We start from the raw sequence: 16,779 nt of genomic DNA on the forward strand, positions 1-16,779 counted from the left end.
GGTAGAAAACGTCGACCGATATTTCTAAACGTATAACACAGGCATATTGATATTTATGATATTTAATAACCTTACTATTAAGCAGAAAATTCTGCTGACAGTGGCATTTGCAGTGCTGCTATCAACCATTCTGGTGGGCGTGCTCAGCCAACGCAGTGCTAAAAATGTGGTTCAGCAACGTATGCTCGGGTCGGAAATGCCTAGCCTAATGATGCAAATCCGCAACAAGATTGAGCTGGATATTTCGAGCTTAATGAATGCAGCTGAACAACTCGCCAGCAGCCGTATGTTACTGCAATGGCTTGAAAATGGCCGCCCAACGGAGCAAGAGCCCCACGTCGTTGCCCAATTAAAGGACATCACCCGCCAATATCATTTGGCCCAAGCCTCCTACGCCGATAGACAAACCGCAGCCTATTATACTCAGGACGGTTTTTTACGCGTACTCACGCCCGCCCAAGATGGGTGGTTTTTTGGTTATCGTGATAGCGGCCAAGAGCGGATGTTAAACGTATTTACCGAAGCCAATGGTGAGGTAAAACTCTTTATAAACTATCAACAACCTAACGGTCGCGGACTTGTTGGTCTCGCCAAATCCCTCGATGATATGGTGCGGCTCCTCGACTCTTTTAAGATTGAAAAAACCGGGTTTGTCTACTTAGTCGATGCCAAAGGCGAGGTAAAACTACATCCAGACGCCAGCCAAATTGGCAAGAGCAGCCTCAAGAGTTTGTACTCGGGCGCCAACATGAGTTCATTACTCAATCGTAGTGATTTCAATCTTATTAATACCGATATCCAAGGTGAAAACACCTTTGTTGCCAGCAGTTATATTCCGTCGATGGATTGGTATTTGGTTGCCCAAGTACCTGAAGCCGAAGTCTTCGCCCTGCTGACAGATGCCGCCTACCAGATCCTAATTTGGACCGTAATCATTGCCGCGGGCTTTATCATGCTCGCCATTGTGGTAGCAGGTTCAGTGAGCCGTCCTATCGCCCAAGTCGCAGCAATGTTCCATGATATCGGCGAAGGTGAAGGTGATTTACGCCAACGCTTACCTGTAAATGGTGAAGATGAAATTGCCCAACTTGCCCAAGGATTTAATAGCTTTATCAGCAAAATCCAAGATTCTGTTATTGAAGTCGCGCAGACCAGTGAACAACTCGGTCTCTCGGCGAAAGATGTATCTAATCAAGCGCAGCAAACCCTTGAAGACAGCCATGAACAAAAAGACCGCACTATGATGGTGGTAACGGCCATCAATGAGATGGGGGCAACCGTAAATGAAATCGCCAGCAATGCCGCCCAAGCCGCTGTTGCCGCGAAAGATGCCGATACAGAATCCAATAGCGGCCAAGTGGTGGTAACGCGTGCCCGTGACACTATCAATCAGCTCTCCCATGATGTGGAACAAGTAGGTGAAGTGATTGAATCCCTCGCGACTCATACCAAATCTATCGGTGGCATCCTCGATGTGATCCGTGCTATTTCGGAGCAAACCAATCTATTAGCCCTCAACGCCGCGATTGAAGCTGCACGCGCAGGTGAAGCGGGACGTGGCTTTGCCGTAGTTGCCGATGAAGTCCGTAATCTGGCATCACGTACCGCAGCCTCTACTAACGAAGTCCAAGGTATGATCGACAAGTTGCAATCTGAAGCAAGCCGCGCAGTTAATGCCATGGCACAGAGCCGTGCTCGCTCACACGAAGGTGTAACAGCGGTTGATGAGGCTAGCCAGTCTTTGGTTGGCATTAGCGATCGCATTGGTCTTATCAGTGATATGAACATTCAAGTCGCGGCGGCAACAGAAGAGCAATCAACTGTGGTCGAAGATATTAATCGTAACGTGACCGAAATTAACGACATTACCCAACGCACCGCGAGCACAGCCCAAGCTGCGGCGCAGGCCAGTTTAGCGTTAAATCAACTCGCCCACCGCTTGGATACCTTGGTAGCTAAGTTTAAAGTGTAATTGTCAAACACAAAGATATTGATATAGAAACAAAAACGCCTTAGTGGATCTCCCTAAGGCGTTTTTATTACATAACTTAAAAGGCGATTAGTTATCGGAGAGAAACTTGATCGTCAGTGGATAGCGATAAACCTGCCCTTCACTGGCCTTAACTATGCCTAGGATAGTACAGACTAAGTCCAAAATGCCGAGGATGATAAGCAAGATAAATCCAATGCCTACAAACGCTAATATCCCACTGATGATCACGTAGATTAGTAGGCTTAGCTTAAAGTTCAGACAGCTGCGCCCACATTGATCGACAAAAGCCGACTCTTCACGCTTCATCAGCCACAAAATGAGCGGACCAAGGATGGAGCCTAATGGCACTAAATACCCGATTAAACTAGAGGCATACACCAGTAAACCAAAATCTTTCTCGCTCTTCGTCACTGACTCTATCATGACACTTTCCCTGTATTATTGTTTGAAATATAAAAGTTATTAGCTCTTTGGCCCATACAAACGCATTTGCCAATCTTCGACTTGCTGCGTTGCTAAGCGGCGCTGTAGGCTATTCACCCAGCTTTGTGCCAGCCCTTCACAGGAGGCGAGTCTATCATAGGCTTTAGCGTTATATTGAGGAGAAAAATACAGCGCCATCGCCTCGGCAACGCTGATATCAGTTTTACGCTCAACTAATTCTATCTTGTCGCTTAACTGAATCACACCTGGGGTTAATACTCTGTAAAACCAACCGCATAACTGACTCTGCTGCATGGCAAGGGCAAATTCGCTATGGCCAAATTGCAGGTTCAATTTAAAGCAAGGTGAGCGCGGCTGAGTCACTTGCACTGTGACGGCACCGATTTGCAGCACATCCCCAATATTGACCTCGGTTTCATTTAAGCCAACCGTGCTGATATTTTCACCCATGCTCGGTGCATCTTCGAGTTGGGTGATTAAATCCCAACGACGGTATTGACCATAATGCTCACGGGGAAAATGATGCAATACTCGGTCAAGTCCGCCATGATGTTTAGGATCAGCCTGTGCATCGCCTTCCACATGGTCGACATTCACCACTAACTGCTGCGCCGATTTTTTACCGTCAATGCCAGTTGAAATGCCGCTAATTTCTTGCAGGCTCGCCCCTAAATACAAACCCGATAATCTGTTTACCAATAAGGTCGACATTGGTTACTCCCATCATTGTCGCCACACGGGGCCAAATAAAAACGCTAAGTATTACATACTCTAAACAAATCGAGCTTGCTCTAAAATCTGGGTATCACTGATTTAACACTACTTGATTACGGCCAGCTTCTTTCGCTTGATATAAAGCTAAATCGGCTCGTTTTATTAAATCCTCTGCCGGTTCAAGCTTTTGATATTCTGCAACACCAATACTGACTGTGATAGCAATATGTACTCCATTGACCTTCAACTCGCGCTGAGAAATCGAATCACGGAAACGTTCCGCCAACTCTGCCGCGTGGCTTAAATCCATCTCTGGCAATAACACCAAAAACTCTTCCCCACCCCAACGGCAAAGTATATCTTGCTGTTTTAGCTGGCTACGTAGCAGGTTAGTGACCGTTTTGAGCACTAAATCACCAATACTATGACCATAGCTATCATTCACTTTTTTAAAGTGGTCGATATCGACAAGGAGAACTGAAATAGGAGTTTGCGACAAATTAGCTTTGTCTAATGCCTGATGGAAATACTCTTCAAAGACTTGTCGATTAGCTGCACCAGTGAGTTTGTCAGTTGATGCCATAACCTCAAGTTTGCGCTGATAGCGCCCTAAGGTCATGTTTGAAATAAACAAAATACCTATGGTCACGACCAAACTTAGGGCTAAGTTCCCCCAAAAGGTATTAAGCAGTTCTTGTTCTTGCGGAGCATCTTCTTGCTCAACAATTAAATACCACTTGAACTCAGGCACTAATCGACTGTTTAAGTAGACCGTTTTACCGTTGCGCTGATAGCTAAATGCGGCGCTTGGGCTAGTTAAAATGCGCGTTGATAGTTGCTCCAAGCCAGTGCTGGCTTGCAGTGAATTAGCGCCATCATATTCATCACCATGGAGAGTAACATTCCCCTGTCTATCGGTGAAAAAAACCCGACGGTTATAACGCTTTTGATAGAGTTCAATCAGCGCCTTGACCTTTTCAACTGCAAGGCCAACGCCAGTAACCCCCATAAACTTACCTTCAAAATCAAAAACTTTATAGTTAACAAATACGGTTGTTTTAGTGCGATCAGCGGTATCAGCATCGATATTAATTTCATAATGTTCTGATTCTGGTAACGAACGGACACGAAAATACCAAGCATCATTAGGCTCAATATCTTGGATTTTCTTTAACACCCCCGATGAGTGGTAGTAGTTGCGACTCTGTTCTGAAACAAAAAAGCTGGTGACAGTATCGTACTTATCCTGGATTTCTTTCAGATAACGGATCAGCTTTTCAGGCTCTTGCTCATGGTTTAATGTCCAATCACGCACAAAGGTATCCTGTGCCATAAGGGAGGAAATAAAGATCGGACGTAGTAGATCTTGTTGAATTTCTGAATAAATATTATCGCTTGTTAAAGGTAAAGTATTACTTTCAATTTGCTGACTCAAAGAGTCATGGGCCACTTTATAGCTAATACCACTGGTCACTAAAAAGGCAACTAGCAACAACACAGAAAGTAGCCAAATAAACTTCTTTTTATCATTCCAAACGTGATTGCCCATTTCCAACTCCAACAGCAGTAGGCTTATTATTTTGTAGTAGCGTGGTGAGTTACCTAAATGTTAACGCAATCCCTCAATGACCGCACAATATTTCCGCTATATGAATGTTCTTCGACGAAATAACATTATTCGAGGTAAAAAAATGCCCCGTTGGGGAAACGAGGCAAACAAGCGAACCAACAAAATGGGAGAAAAGCGCAAGCAAACGTTAAAGGACAAGAGCTCTCCGTCACTGTGCACACTTTATCAATCCAAGATGACAGAAAAATGACGTCCAAATTGTTTAACGGTTGCAGCCCATTTCCACATTATGCTTCTAAATACTGCTTTAAAGCTTCACCAGGAATAGAACTGTCTGTTGCGACTGCAAAAGCCGCCCAAACAGCACCTTCAGACATTGCTTGAGTGATAGATTTGCCAGCACAGAGTCCATGAATAAGCCCAGCAGCATAGGCATCCCCTGCACCCGTGGTGTCGACAACCTCAGCAGGCACCGCAGGCACATGCTGCACATCATCTTGGGTATAAACCTTCGCGCCACGGACACCATCAGTCACCACAAAATAACGTAATGATTCACCACCAATGCTTACACCGTAATCCCAAGAGGCGACATCACATCGTCCATGCATATCACTCATAGAAGCAAGTAGTACATGGCAAGGGCGTGGTCTATCATCCTTGGCCAGTTGCGCGATCACAAGGCAATGATCCAGTGCCGTTTTAGCCCAACTTACAGTCCCTTCCGCTGATGTATTAAAATATAACGCATCCCAATGCTGCCATTTTGGTGGAACTGATAACTCAAAAACTGGCCGCTGCGGGCGGATAATGGTGCGCTCACCGTCAGGAGTCATCACCAGTAGCATCTCGCAGGTATTCCCTGCGCGGCGCTGCACTAAACGACAATCAAGCCCTTGGGTACTCGCCTCGGCGATAGCCCAATCCCCCATTTCATCCCTACCCACTTGGCTGACTAATGCAACTCGATGACCTGCCCAAACAAGTCCAAGCCCCGTATTCGCCCCACCGCCGCCTAGCCGTTGACCGCCATCTTGATAATGAAAGCGACCACCGGTTTTTAAAGGTTTATCAAGGATTAACACACGGTCACAGTTAAGGTTGGCCACCAGCAAAATATTTGCCATGACAAGGCTCCATTGAAAGAGAATACCACGCCCAACCGGGACACGTTTGGGGCTAAAAGAGCCCCCAATCTAGACCAAAATGCGAGGTGGCACAATCTGAGTATCTAATACCTATTATTCATCAAATGTCAGCTTAAACGGGCTTTTGTTGTAAGACCTTGACCATAATCAAATTCAGCAACACCACACATTCAGGCTAAACAGTTAAAGACGATGTTCGATTAAGAACATGATAAATAATATGAATAATCTTGAAAAACGTAAGCTTTACTCATGAAAACATAAAAATGTCACCAAGATTCAAGCGAGCCTTAAATTAGAAAAAGGTTAAACTTGGTGCCAAGGATAAAAACGAAAGGAATTCGTATGTTAATGGGCTGGCTGCATGAAGATATGGATAGCGAAGAACAATTACGCCGTTATCGGCAATGCGTAGAGGAATTTCATCAGCTGAATTTTCATGATGTTTATGTAGCAAAAATCCAACATGAATATCGATTACTACAAACCTTGTTTGAAGAGCAGTCGATTCAACAAAGTGAGCCTGACTGCTCTGAAAAATAACACGAGAATTAATCAACCGCCTTAAATGGCGAAAGTGATGCAAACTTGACCTCAAGTTGCCAATCCTGAATAACCATCTCCGACGGTTGCCAACTGTCATCAACCCATTCGTAAAGTAGGCCAGGATCTTCCTCAGCATTCACCAATAAACGACGGCCATCTTTTAAAACAATCGTATAATCAAGCCCCTGCGCATCCACACTTTCAATATCCCCCAAGACTTTGTGGTGAATGCTTGCAATTGCCCCTGTAGCCTTAACTGCTTCAGTTTTATTCGCTCCGCTGTAAAGTCTTAATACCTCATTGGTAGCGGGTTTATGAAATAAAAACTCTTCAGTCACGCCCACAACGATCGACGGATCAAGCTCATACCAAGCGGGTATCCATAATGCGTTCATTGCCATCCCGTTATATCCTGCATAATAATTTTACGGACGTGAACATTCTGCCCTAACCTTAGCCGATAAAATACTGCCCAAAGATAAAATAATTTTATCCTTGCGCAATCCAGTAAACGGCAATTCCTTTATCAAATACAGATAAAGCTAGCCGAACAAGCCCGCTCTTAACCAAAACGGCTTATCTCTAAACCACTGGGTACAAACCCATTTTTGCCCCGCTGTTACCTCACAGCCACGGTGCAATGAGGAAGGAATGGGTTTGCCTGTTTGATCCGTATTGTCAAAAACCAAAATAGCGGCAGTCTCAGGTTTGACTTGTATATAAGGTGCCTTGAACTCCGTTTCGCCTCCGTCAAAATCATCATTAAGATACAAAATAGCCGTTTTTGACCTTTGGCCAAAACGTGCCAATTCGGCTTCAATTTCAGCCGTATATGCATGTATTGCATCATAATGCCATTGATAAAACTGGCCAGGCTCGTACCGAAGTACAACGATGGGTTCCGCAAACGCCAACTTAACCCCTGCAAACTTGGCAATGACTCTTTCAACACAAGCCATTGCAAGATTGTCATTAGGAATCGGTGTGGGGTAATGCATGTTGTTGCGGATACCACTTTCGACACTCCCCTTTCCCTGATGTCCATACACAGTAATAGGCCGTAAATGGGGCAATGAAGACCTCTTGATATCGTCTAGTAAATTCACAGGTAGTTGGGATTGGGACAGCGTTGCCGATTGCAGTTGCTTCCCGGCTGAAGTCGGCCTGCGCTCAAAAGCCAATAGCGCAGCAAACACATTGATCGCATCAGCGTGGCGGGGCGTAATCGTTTTTAGCCAAGGTACGAAATAACAAAATTGCGCTTTAACCTCTTGCGCTTGCAGAGGATCTTCCATCAAAACATAGGAACCCCAGAACGATTTTAAACTCGCCAGTTCCTCTAACACCCACTCAGCACTGAAAAACAAAGCGATGGCCAGCTCTCTTTCAGAAACCATGCTACGCATGCAGTGAACTAACCAAAAACGCACAAAATCAGCCGACTCAGTTGCCAACTTAAGTACTAACGCCTCAGGCAAACGATTGAAATAACGCTCTTCTAATAATTGAACAAATAACTGCTGCATATAAAGACCTATTCACAACTCAACCCTACTATGCTCATTAAAACTGAATCGAATCTGCGAAGAAACATTTTATTTACAATTGATCGTTTTATCGTCTTTTGTCTCTATCAATCTTGAGTACAAAAATACAATCCTAGTTTCATCTCAGGCTTGGTTTCTGTTAGCTTGAAAACTCAGATAAATAACTGCCACATTTTGTTGGTAAAGTGATCCGATAACCAACCGTGACGTATTGAGCCTGACAACCCATGGCAACAACAATGGCACCCGCTTGCCCTATGGAGAAATCGAACATGCCTGTTTTGCAAACACTCAAACTTACGGGTGATAATGAAACGCTAAAACGTCAAGCGCTTAAGCACTACTTCAATCAAACTTGGACGCTCTATGAGTCGCTCTTCGAGTTGATAAAACACGACCAGGCCTATTATTTAAAAGCCGAGCCTTTACGCCATCCGCTGATTTTTTACTTTGGCCACACCGCGACCTTCTACATCAATAAGCTCAAACTGGGCAAATATCTTGAAGACAGAGTCAACGATCATTTTGAGTCGATGTTTGCTATTGGTGTTGACGAGATGTCTTGGGACGATCTCAATGAAACCCACTACCAATGGCCAACGGTCACCGAGGTAAAAGACTATCGAGACAAGGTGAATCGCGTTGTTAACCAATTAATTGATACTATGCCAATCACCTTGCCTATCACTCAGGACAGTCCTGCTTGGGTCATTTTGATGGGGATTGAGCATGAACGTATCCATTTAGAAACCTCATCAGTCATTATCCGTCAGTTGCCTTTAGAGGAAGTATCCCCAAGTGCTCACTGGCCTGAGTGCCAAGACTATGGAACGATAGACGCTAACCAGCTGATTGCTGTGGCGGGCAAAAAAATCACTTTAGGTAAAAAAGAGCAAGATGAAACCTACGGCTGGGACAACGAATACGGCAATAAGAGTTTTAAAGTGGCAGACTTTAAAGCCTCAAAGTATTTAGTGAGTAATCAAGAATATTTAAGCTTTGTTGAAGCCGGAGGCTATCAATCGCCCGAGTTTTGGAATGAAGAAGGTCGTGCATGGCTGGCTTACACTCAAGCCCAGATGCCACGTTTTTGGCGCCGTTATGAGGGCCAATGGTGGCAACGAAATCTTACCAGCGAAATTCCACTTCCCCTTAATTGGCCAGTTGAAGTCAATCAACTCGAAGCTAAAGCGTTTTGTTATTGGAAAGCGCGCCAGACTCAAAGCAACATACGCCTTCTGACTGAGGCGGAATGGTATATTTTACGAGAAAATATTCCAACCGATGCCCCCGACTGGCAAGAAGTACCAGGGAATATCTCGCTGGCCTACTACGCTTCCTCTTGTCCGGTAAATCGCTTTAAACATAATGAATTTTACGACATTGTCGGTAATGTCTGGCAATGGACCGAAACTGCTATCGATGGTTTTAATGGCTTTGCAGTGCATCCACTCTACGATGATTTTTCAACGCCAACTTTCGATGGTAAACATAACCTGATTAAAGGGGGCTCTTGGATCTCGACGGGCAATGAAGCCATTGCAGCCTCTCGCTACGCGTTTCGCCGTCACTTCTACCAACATGCCGGATTTCGTTATGTGGAGTCCCTGCAAAACCCAGAGCAAATGGCCGAGGTTAATGTGTACGAAACCGATGAACTGATTTCTCAATATTTAGAATTCCATTATGGCGCTCAATATTTTGGCGTCCCGAATTTCTGCGTTAATGGCGTTCAACAGGCGTTAAACGAAATCCAACTTGAGCATACCGCGAAGGCATTAGACATCGGCTGTTCGGTGGGCCGAGCCAGTTTTGAGTTAGCTAAAGTGTTCGACCATGTTGACGGTATCGATTTTTCGGCCCGTTTTATTCAACAAGCCTACGCGCTGACTGAACAAGGCGAAAAACGCTATACCATCCGCACCGAGGGCGATTTACAAGAGTTTAAGAGTGTCAGCCTTGCTAAACTGGGCTACCAGGAAGAAGCCAAAAAAGTCAACTTCATGCAAGGTGATGCCTGTAATCTTAAGCCGATCTACACAGGTTACGACTTAGTTTATGCCTCAAACCTTATCGACAGGTTGAACGATCCCAAACATTTCCTCACCAGTATTGGCCAACGCATTAACCAAGGTGGCTACCTAGTGATTGCATCACCTTATACTTGGCTTGAGGATTACACACCAAAAGAGAAATGGCTCGGAGGCATCAAAGTAAAAGGGGAAAACTTCACCACTTTAGATGGATTGACCGAAACCTTGATCGGCCAATTTGAGCTAGTCGCGGTTAAGGAAATCCCCTTTGTTATCCGTGAAACTAAACGCAAGTTCCAACATTCCCTCTCAGAAATGACGATCTGGCGTAAACGATAACCGAGAACATTAAAGAAAAAATCCGCCAGAGAATCACTTCTGGCGGATGCATAACAGACAGCTCTGTGACATTTGCGGCCCCAATGGCAAGGATCTGCTTTTGATATTGCTTACCGATAACCAAGTTGATTTACTAACCCAATAAACTCTCTGTCCTGGAAGCGGCTAGGCTTATCACAGCACTGTATTCCTCTACTAGGGCGTGTTGACGTTTCAGTAGAATAACGACACATCATTCCTCGTTTCGCGAGCACGTGCTTGCCAGAACGAACAAAATCTAATCTCGAAACGTCAACACGCCCTAATACCAATGGCATTAAACATCTGTTCATTCAGCGCGAGTTCAAAGTGCTTTAGGCAAGTCGAAGCATAATGGAGCTCTATCAGAAGTCTTTAACCTAATATAAAGTACCTCATCCAGCCATCACCTGCACTATGGTTGCTAAGCCAGATTATTTTATTAGGTATGCCAGCACCAACGAGTAATAACATAGAATAACTTAGAAAGTTTATGCACTTACACCCAAAACAAATCCTGTGTGCACAAAATCCTATTTATTAAGCAGCTATAGAGTAAAAAATCATATTGACGACAGAATTAAAATAACCTTGAATTGCATACATATTCATAAAACATAAAGTAATTGGAGCACGGGATGGAACGAATTGAGCAAGTAGCAGTAGCCAAAAAAGCCAATATCTATTTTGAGGGTAAGGTCGCTAGCCGCAGTGTATTTTTCAGTGACGGTAGTAAACAAACCCTAGGCGTAGTGCTTCCTGGAGAATACGAGTTTTCCACCTCACAGGGTGAAATCATGCAAGTCACCAGCGGCAGTTTTGAGGTATTACTGCCAAATAGCTCAACTTGGCAAATATTTAGCGAAGGCAGCCAGTTTGAGCTTGCGGCCAATGTCAGCTTTAAAATTCGCAATAGCGACATAGCAGAATATTGCTGCAGCTATCTATAGCGTTCAAGTCGATGGAATGCTTAGTCAACTGAGCATTCCGCTGTTTACACAATACATCTGTATAAAAACCAACCACTAGACGACTGGTCTAATTTGCTATAGACTCCTTCGCCATGAAAACAGAAACCCAATCAACCCGTCAGCATATTCTCGACGTCGGTTACTCGCTGATCGTTAAGCAAGGCTTTTCGTGTCTAGGATTAGCCCAATTACTCAAGACCGCCCAAGTACCAAAAGGCTCGTTTTACCATTACTTTGAATCCAAAGAGCAATTCGGTGAGGCACTGTTAACCAGTTATTTTGAGCAATACCAAACAGAGCTTGATAGCTTATTTGCCAACCCACAGCTCTCTGGCTTTGATCGCCAAATGCAATACTGGCAAAGATGGTTGCACGTGCAGCAGGACGGTTGTGTCGATCAAAAATGCCTAGTCGTTAAGTTAAGTGCTGAGGTGGCCGATCTCTCTGAGGCTATGCGCCTTGTGCTTTTAAAGGGGTCGGCTGGCATCATTGAGCGCTTAACCCAGTGCATTCAAGTGGGGATTGCCGATAAATCCATCTGTGAACAGGATGCTCAGGCAACAGCAGAGTTGTTGTATCACATGTGGCTCGGCGCCAGTTTGATGAATAAACTCGGCCACAGCCGCGCAGCTTTAGAGCGCGCCCTTGCAATGACCGAATCTATTTTAAAGACCAAAACCATGGGTTAATGCCAGCAACACTGGCACACCAATTAATCAGCAACCCGTTAATGAACAATGAAATATCGCCTCGTCGGCTTGATTTATCATTTAGTAGCCAAACCAATATAGACGACTGGTCTACTAAATTCATTTTCCAACCATAGGACAAATAGCAGTATGTTTAATTTCACCTACTACAATCCAACTCGTATTCATTTTGGTAAAAATACCATAGCTGAAATCGACACCTTAGTGCCTAGCAATGCCAGAGTGATGGTGCTATTTGGCGGCAGCAGCGCCAAACGAACAGGTACCTTAGCTGAAGTAAAACAAGCGCTTGGAAATCGTTTTGTGGTCGAATTTGAGGGGATCGAACCCAATCCAACCTACGAAACTCTGATGCAAGCGGTCGCGCAAGTACGTGAATTACATATCGACTTCTTACTCGCCGTTGGTGGCGGTTCGGTCATCGATGGCACTAAGTTTGTTGCCGCGGCTGCGGTATTTGAAGGCGAGCCTTGGGATATTCTCACGAGCTGGGGCACCAAGGTGACCAAAGCCATGCCATTTGGCTCGGTATTAACCCTACCGGCCACAGGTTCAGAGATGAACAATGCCAGTGTGGTGACCCGTAAATCTTTGAAAGCAAAGCTGCCATTCCGTAACGATTTAGTGTATCCACAATTCTCCATCCTCGATCCCACCAAAACCTTTACCCTACCGGAAAGACAAGTGGCGAACGGTGTTGTCGATGCGTTTGTGCATATCACCGAGCAATATCTCACTTACCCAGTCAATGCCGCGGTACAGGACAGATTTGCCGAAGGTTTACTGCAAATTTTGATTGAATTAGGCCCACAAGCACTCACCAAACCTGAAGATTACGATATCCGCGCCAACCTGATGTGGGTCGCAACCATGGCACTCAATGGCACGATTGCCACAGGCGTTCCGCACGATTGGGCAACTCACATGATTGGCCATGAGCTCACCGCACTCTATGATATTGACCATGCGCGTACCTTAGCCATTGTATTGCCAGCACTATTACGCTGCACAAAAACGGCTAAGCGTGAAAAATTACTGCAATTTGCAGACAGAGTATGGCATATCACCACAGGCTCCGAAGACGAACGAATCGAGGCCGCGATTGCGAAAACCCAAGCATTTTTCGAAGCCATGGGCATTGCAACGCACTTATCTGGCTATGATTTAGGTAAAGAAGCTGTCGATGCGGTTGTTGCTCAACTCGAGAAACATGGCATGGTTGCCTTAGGTGAACATGGCAATATCGATCCCGCCATGAGCCGCGATATTTTAACCCTCGCCTTATAGTTCAATCTCACACCTCTGCAATCCCATGCTGCCGTGAGACTTTACACTATCAACGCACCATAATGGTGCGTTGATATTCCCTCAAACGGGGCAAAGGGTACTCACACTTAGGGGCATCAAGTTTTAAAGAAATATTTGTAATGGCGTTAGCGACATCAATCAGTCACACCTTGTCATCTTGTAAACCCGTTTATCGCCGATAAATCCTCATTACTGATGCACAAACACCATGATTTTTGATGAAAAAACGACTACTCTTGGATAATCTTATCTTACTGATAAAAGGATTTTTGCATGCGTTTCTTTACTCTCATCAGCTTAGTGCTGCTTAGCTTATTCGCGCAGGCAACAGTATATAAGTGGGTCGATAAGGACGGTAAAGTTCATTATTCCGATGAGCCACATCCAAATGCTGAGATTGTTGAATTAAAAGAAAAAACGCTAAACCAAATTACTCTTCCCCCCGTAACCCCTGATACAAATGACTCGCAAGCCATTGAACAAACCAAATACCAAGTCGTCATAACTTCCCCTGAAGAAGAGGAAACCGTCAGGGATAATAATGGCGATTTCCAAGTCACAGCCACAGTCACCCCTGAAATCAAGAGCCAATATCTCATGGCCCTTAAACTCGATGGTAAAGCCATCGGCCAACCCCAAATTGGCGGCACATTTCAGTTGAACAACATCGACAGAGGTGAACATACCATTGTTGTCGATGCGATGACTCAAAACGGCAAAGTCTTTGCATCTAGCTCACCAAGAAAGATATTTCTTCATCAAGCGGCGATGACTCCAGCACCTAAAAAGCAACCAAAATCAAATTAAATGGTTTAATAATAATTAGTTAGGTTGCAAGCAATACATTAAGCCGTTTGACGAAGTCGAGTTGCAGCATGCACCAAATCGGTGCAACATAAGGGTGCAACCCTATTTTCAGGAACGGTAGATGGATAAAGAGACTCTGCTCAATCATTTAGTGACCGCGGTACTGGTCATCGATAAGGATCTTAAGCCTTGTTATGCCAACGCCGCTGCAGAGCAACTGTTAGGTGTCGGTAGCCACAGGCTAGTCGAACAAGCATTACCCGAGCATTATCAAGCGCTCGGTGTCGATGCTCAGCTCCTTAGCGATGCGGTAAAGGCTGGGCAAAGTCTCACCGTTAACACCGCGACGTTAGTCACCTTAGATGCCCAGCATCACACAGTCGATCTGACACTGATCCCGCTCGAGGATGAAGCACAGCTGAGCCTGCTTGAACTTAGGCAAGTCGACCAACAGCGACGTATCCACCAGCAACTTAGCCAAGATGCACAGCAGCAGGCAGCACAATTCTTAGTGCGTAACTTAGCCCATGAGATTAAAAACCCCTTAGGCGGCTTGCGTGGCGCAGCGCAATTGCTCTCGCGGGAACTCGACGATCCCGCGCAAAAGGAATTTACTAATCTCATCATCGAACAAGCTGATCGGCTGCGTAGCTTAGTCGACCGACTGCTCGGCCCGCAGCGCCCCACTCAACATAGCCTGCATAACATTCATCAAGTGGTGCAAAAAGTGTACAAGTTGGTGGAAATCGCACTGCCAGCCAATATCCAGTTGAAACGGGATTATGATCCCTCGATCCCCGATATCGAGATGGACCCAGATCAAATGCAGCAAGCGGTGTTGAATATTTTGCAGAATGCGGTGCAAGCCCTCGAGTATACCGGCGGCGAAATCCTAATCCGCACCCGCACGCAACACCAAGTCACTATCGGTTCGCAGCGCCACAAGCTCGTACTGACCCTGTCCATTATCGACAATGGCCCAGGCATTCCACCTGAGCTCATGGACACACTGTTTTATCCCATGGTCACCAGCCGTGAGCAAGGTTCTGGGCTGGGTCTATCGATTGCCCACAACATTGCCAGATTACACTCGGGCAGAATTGATTGCGTCTCCAGCCCTGGACACACAGAATTTATTATCTCTCTACCGATTTTAAGTGCCAAATAATTAAGCAAAACCAACACATACCGTATGAGGAAGCAAAATGCGAATCAGTGAACAAGTGTGGATCCTCGACGATGATAGCTCAATACGTTGGGTGCTCGAAAAAGCGCTCCAAGGCGCTAAACTTAGCACCGCCAGCTTTGCTGCGGCCGAATCACTTTGGCAAGCATTAGAGATTGCCCAACCACGGGTCATCGTCTCGGATATTCGTATGCCGGGCACAGATGGCTTAACTCTGCTTGAAAGACTGCAAATCCACTATCCGCATATTCCCGTTATCATCATGACGGCGCATTCGGACTTAGACAGTGCCGTGAGTGCCTATCAAGCAGGGGCGTTTGAGTATTTGCCAAAACCCTTTGATATTGATGAAGCAATTTCCCTCGTTGAGCGTGCGCTGACCCATGCAACAGAGCAAAGTCCAACGCCAGCGGCGCAGGAAACTCAAGTCAAAACCCCCGAAATTATCGGTGAAGCCCCCGCGATGCAGGAAGTGTTTCGCGCCATTGGTAGGCTGTCGCGTTCTTCAATCAGCGTGCTGATCAATGGCCAATCAGGCACAGGTAAAGAGCTAGTCGCAGGCGCACTGCATAAGCACAGTCCGCGTAAAGATAAACCTTTTATCGCCTTGAATATGGCGGCGATTCCCAAGGATTTAATCGAATCAGAACTGTTTGGCCATGAAAAAGGCGCATTTACTGGTGCGGCTAACGTGCGTCAAGGGCGCTTTGAGCAAGCTAACGGCGGCACCCTGTTTTTAGATGAAATCGGCGATATGCCGCTAGACGTGCAAACCCGTTTGCTACGGGTTCTCGCCGATGGACAGTTTTATCGAGTCGGCGGCCATAGCGCCGTCCAAGTGGATGTGCGCATTATTGCCGCTACTCACCAAGACCTAGAGCAATTAGTCCTAAAAGGCGGATTTAGGGAAGACTTATTCCACCGCCTCAATGTGATTCGTATCCATTTGCCACCGCTGTCACAACGCCGTGAGGATATTCCTCAACTCGCAAGCCACTTTTTAGCCTCCGCCGCCAAGGAGATTGGTGTCGAAGCCAAAATCCTCACCAAGGAGACCGCCGCTAAGCTATCGCAATTGCCATGGCCGGGCAACGTTAGGCAACTCGAGAACACTTGTCGCTGGCTCACCGTCATGGCCTCAGGACAAGAAATCCTGCCCCAAGACTTGCCGCCCGAGTTACTTAAGGAACCTACCAGTATTAATCCAATGGCGAAAGGCAGCCAAGATTGGCAATCGGCACTCACCGAGTGGATCGACCAAAAACTGTCTGAGGGAAATAGCGATTTATTAACCGAAGTACAGCCTGCCTTTGAGCGCATATTACTCGAAACCGCATTGCGACATACACAAGGGCATAAACAAGAAGCGGCAAAACGTTTAGGCTGGGGAAGAAATACTTTAACGCGAAAACTGAAAGAATTGTCTATGGATTAACCATCCATTT

The 16,779-nt window shown here is 45.7% G+C and carries 15 protein-coding genes; 9 read left to right on the forward strand and 6 right to left on the reverse strand.

The genetic code is table 11. The annotated features are described in order from the left end of the window. Nucleotides 1–55 precede the first annotated feature (55 nt). Entirely contained in the window at nt 56–1,972 is a 1,917-nt protein-coding gene (locus M0413_RS06540; protein ID WP_047538600.1) for a methyl-accepting chemotaxis protein, read from the forward strand. An 87-nt stretch (nt 1,973–2,059) separates the two neighbouring features. Here the strand turns inward: M0413_RS06540 and M0413_RS06545 are convergent, their stop codons facing one another. The 4 genes from M0413_RS06545 to M0413_RS06560 all read right to left on the reverse strand — a co-directional run bounded on the left by M0413_RS06545 (nt 2,060) and on the right by M0413_RS06560 (nt 5,848). After that, nucleotides 2,060–2,416 carry a DUF4870 domain-containing protein gene (locus M0413_RS06545; RefSeq protein ID WP_037423127.1) on the reverse strand — a complete coding sequence of 119 codons (357 nt, stop codon included), beginning with the start codon at nt 2,414–2,416 and terminating at the stop codon, nt 2,060–2,062. A gap of 39 nt (nt 2,417–2,455) precedes the next feature. After that, nucleotides 2,456–3,148, reverse strand: a complete 693-nt coding sequence (locus M0413_RS06550) for an MOSC domain-containing protein (RefSeq protein ID WP_218737860.1) — start codon at nt 3,146–3,148, stop codon at nt 2,456–2,458. Between the two features lie 94 nt (nt 3,149–3,242). Next, nucleotides 3,243–4,700, reverse strand: coding sequence for a sensor domain-containing diguanylate cyclase (locus tag M0413_RS06555; RefSeq protein WP_047538607.1), 1,458 nt, complete (start codon nt 4,698–4,700; stop codon nt 3,243–3,245). A 308-nt stretch (nt 4,701–5,008) separates the two neighbouring features. Next, nucleotides 5,009–5,848: a PfkB family carbohydrate kinase gene (locus M0413_RS06560; RefSeq protein WP_169548282.1), complete on the reverse strand. Its 840-nt coding sequence runs from the start codon at nt 5,846–5,848 to the stop codon at nt 5,009–5,011. 366 nt (nt 5,849–6,214) lie between these two features. Between M0413_RS06560 and M0413_RS06565 the strand changes: the two genes are divergently transcribed. Next, on the forward strand, nt 6,215–6,412 hold the full coding sequence (locus M0413_RS06565; protein ID WP_099457300.1) for a hypothetical protein: 198 nt from the start codon (nt 6,215–6,217) through the stop codon (nt 6,410–6,412). A gap of 8 nt (nt 6,413–6,420) precedes the next feature. Here the strand turns inward: M0413_RS06565 and M0413_RS06570 are convergent, their stop codons facing one another. Beyond that, complete coding sequence (locus M0413_RS06570) at nt 6,421–6,816, reverse strand: hypothetical protein (RefSeq protein ID WP_037423116.1); 396 nt, start codon at nt 6,814–6,816, stop codon at nt 6,421–6,423. A 141-nt stretch (nt 6,817–6,957) separates the two neighbouring features. Continuing rightward, on the reverse strand, nt 6,958–7,941 hold the full coding sequence (locus tag M0413_RS06575) for a prolyl hydroxylase family protein (RefSeq protein ID WP_249553536.1): 984 nt from the start codon (nt 7,939–7,941) through the stop codon (nt 6,958–6,960). Nucleotides 7,942–8,234: 293 nt separating this feature from the next. Between M0413_RS06575 and ovoA the strand changes: the two genes are divergently transcribed. The 7 genes from ovoA to glnG all read left to right on the forward strand — a co-directional run bounded on the left by ovoA (nt 8,235) and on the right by glnG (nt 16,769). Beyond that, nucleotides 8,235–10,334 (forward strand): 5-histidylcysteine sulfoxide synthase, encoded by a 2,100-nt coding sequence (gene ovoA / locus M0413_RS06580; RefSeq protein WP_249553586.1) that lies wholly within the window; start codon nt 8,235–8,237, stop codon nt 10,332–10,334. Nucleotides 10,335–10,990: 656 nt separating this feature from the next. Continuing rightward, nucleotides 10,991–11,302, forward strand: a complete 312-nt coding sequence (gene ppnP, locus M0413_RS06585) for a pyrimidine/purine nucleoside phosphorylase (protein ID WP_037423109.1) — start codon at nt 10,991–10,993, stop codon at nt 11,300–11,302. 113 nt (nt 11,303–11,415) lie between these two features. Beyond that, nucleotides 11,416–12,012, forward strand: coding sequence for a TetR/AcrR family transcriptional regulator (locus M0413_RS06590; RefSeq protein WP_037425090.1), 597 nt, complete (start codon nt 11,416–11,418; stop codon nt 12,010–12,012). A gap of 150 nt (nt 12,013–12,162) precedes the next feature. After that, nucleotides 12,163–13,320 (forward strand): iron-containing alcohol dehydrogenase, encoded by a 1,158-nt coding sequence (locus M0413_RS06595; RefSeq protein WP_037425092.1) that lies wholly within the window; start codon nt 12,163–12,165, stop codon nt 13,318–13,320. 294 nt (nt 13,321–13,614) lie between these two features. Further along, nucleotides 13,615–14,148, forward strand: coding sequence for a DUF4124 domain-containing protein (locus M0413_RS06600; RefSeq protein ID WP_249553539.1), 534 nt, complete (start codon nt 13,615–13,617; stop codon nt 14,146–14,148). Nucleotides 14,149–14,269: 121 nt separating this feature from the next. After that, a complete protein-coding gene (glnL, locus tag M0413_RS06605; RefSeq protein ID WP_140907480.1) occupies nt 14,270–15,316 on the forward strand; it encodes a nitrogen regulation protein NR(II) in 1,047 nt (348 codons plus the stop codon). Nucleotides 15,317–15,353: 37 nt separating this feature from the next. Then, nucleotides 15,354–16,769, forward strand: a complete 1,416-nt coding sequence (glnG, locus tag M0413_RS06610) for a nitrogen regulation protein NR(I) (RefSeq protein WP_037423096.1) — start codon at nt 15,354–15,356, stop codon at nt 16,767–16,769. Nucleotides 16,770–16,779: the final 10 nt, after the last annotated feature.

It is taken from the genome of Shewanella sp. 8A (assembly GCF_023475945.1).
GTDB classification, from domain to species: Bacteria; Pseudomonadota; Gammaproteobacteria; order Enterobacterales; family Shewanellaceae; genus Shewanella; species Shewanella xiamenensis.

Coding starts and splice junctions, on each gene's coding strand:
- M0413_RS06570 (WP_037423116.1), bottom strand. CDS start 6,816: ATGGCAATGAACGCATTATGGATACCCGCTTGGTATGAGCTTGATCCG.
- M0413_RS06590 (WP_037425090.1), top strand. CDS start 11,416: ATGAAAACAGAAACCCAATCAACCCGTCAGCATATTCTCGACGTCGGT.
- M0413_RS06575 (WP_249553536.1), bottom strand. CDS start 7,941: ATGCAGCAGTTATTTGTTCAATTATTAGAAGAGCGTTATTTCAATCGT.
- M0413_RS06545 (WP_037423127.1), bottom strand. CDS start 2,416: ATGATAGAGTCAGTGACGAAGAGCGAGAAAGATTTTGGTTTACTGGTG.
- M0413_RS06540 (WP_047538600.1), top strand. CDS start 56: ATGATATTTAATAACCTTACTATTAAGCAGAAAATTCTGCTGACAGTG.
- M0413_RS06600 (WP_249553539.1), top strand. CDS start 13,615: ATGCGTTTCTTTACTCTCATCAGCTTAGTGCTGCTTAGCTTATTCGCG.
- M0413_RS06560 (WP_169548282.1), bottom strand. CDS start 5,848: ATGGCAAATATTTTGCTGGTGGCCAACCTTAACTGTGACCGTGTGTTA.
- glnG (WP_037423096.1), top strand. CDS start 15,354: ATGCGAATCAGTGAACAAGTGTGGATCCTCGACGATGATAGCTCAATA.
- glnL (WP_140907480.1), top strand. CDS start 14,270: ATGGATAAAGAGACTCTGCTCAATCATTTAGTGACCGCGGTACTGGTC.
- M0413_RS06565 (WP_099457300.1), top strand. CDS start 6,215: ATGTTAATGGGCTGGCTGCATGAAGATATGGATAGCGAAGAACAATTA.
- M0413_RS06555 (WP_047538607.1), bottom strand. CDS start 4,700: ATGGGCAATCACGTTTGGAATGATAAAAAGAAGTTTATTTGGCTACTT.
- M0413_RS06550 (WP_218737860.1), bottom strand. CDS start 3,148: ATGTCGACCTTATTGGTAAACAGATTATCGGGTTTGTATTTAGGGGCG.
- ppnP (WP_037423109.1), top strand. CDS start 10,991: ATGGAACGAATTGAGCAAGTAGCAGTAGCCAAAAAAGCCAATATCTAT.
- M0413_RS06595 (WP_037425092.1), top strand. CDS start 12,163: ATGTTTAATTTCACCTACTACAATCCAACTCGTATTCATTTTGGTAAA.
- ovoA (WP_249553586.1), top strand. CDS start 8,235: ATGCCTGTTTTGCAAACACTCAAACTTACGGGTGATAATGAAACGCTA.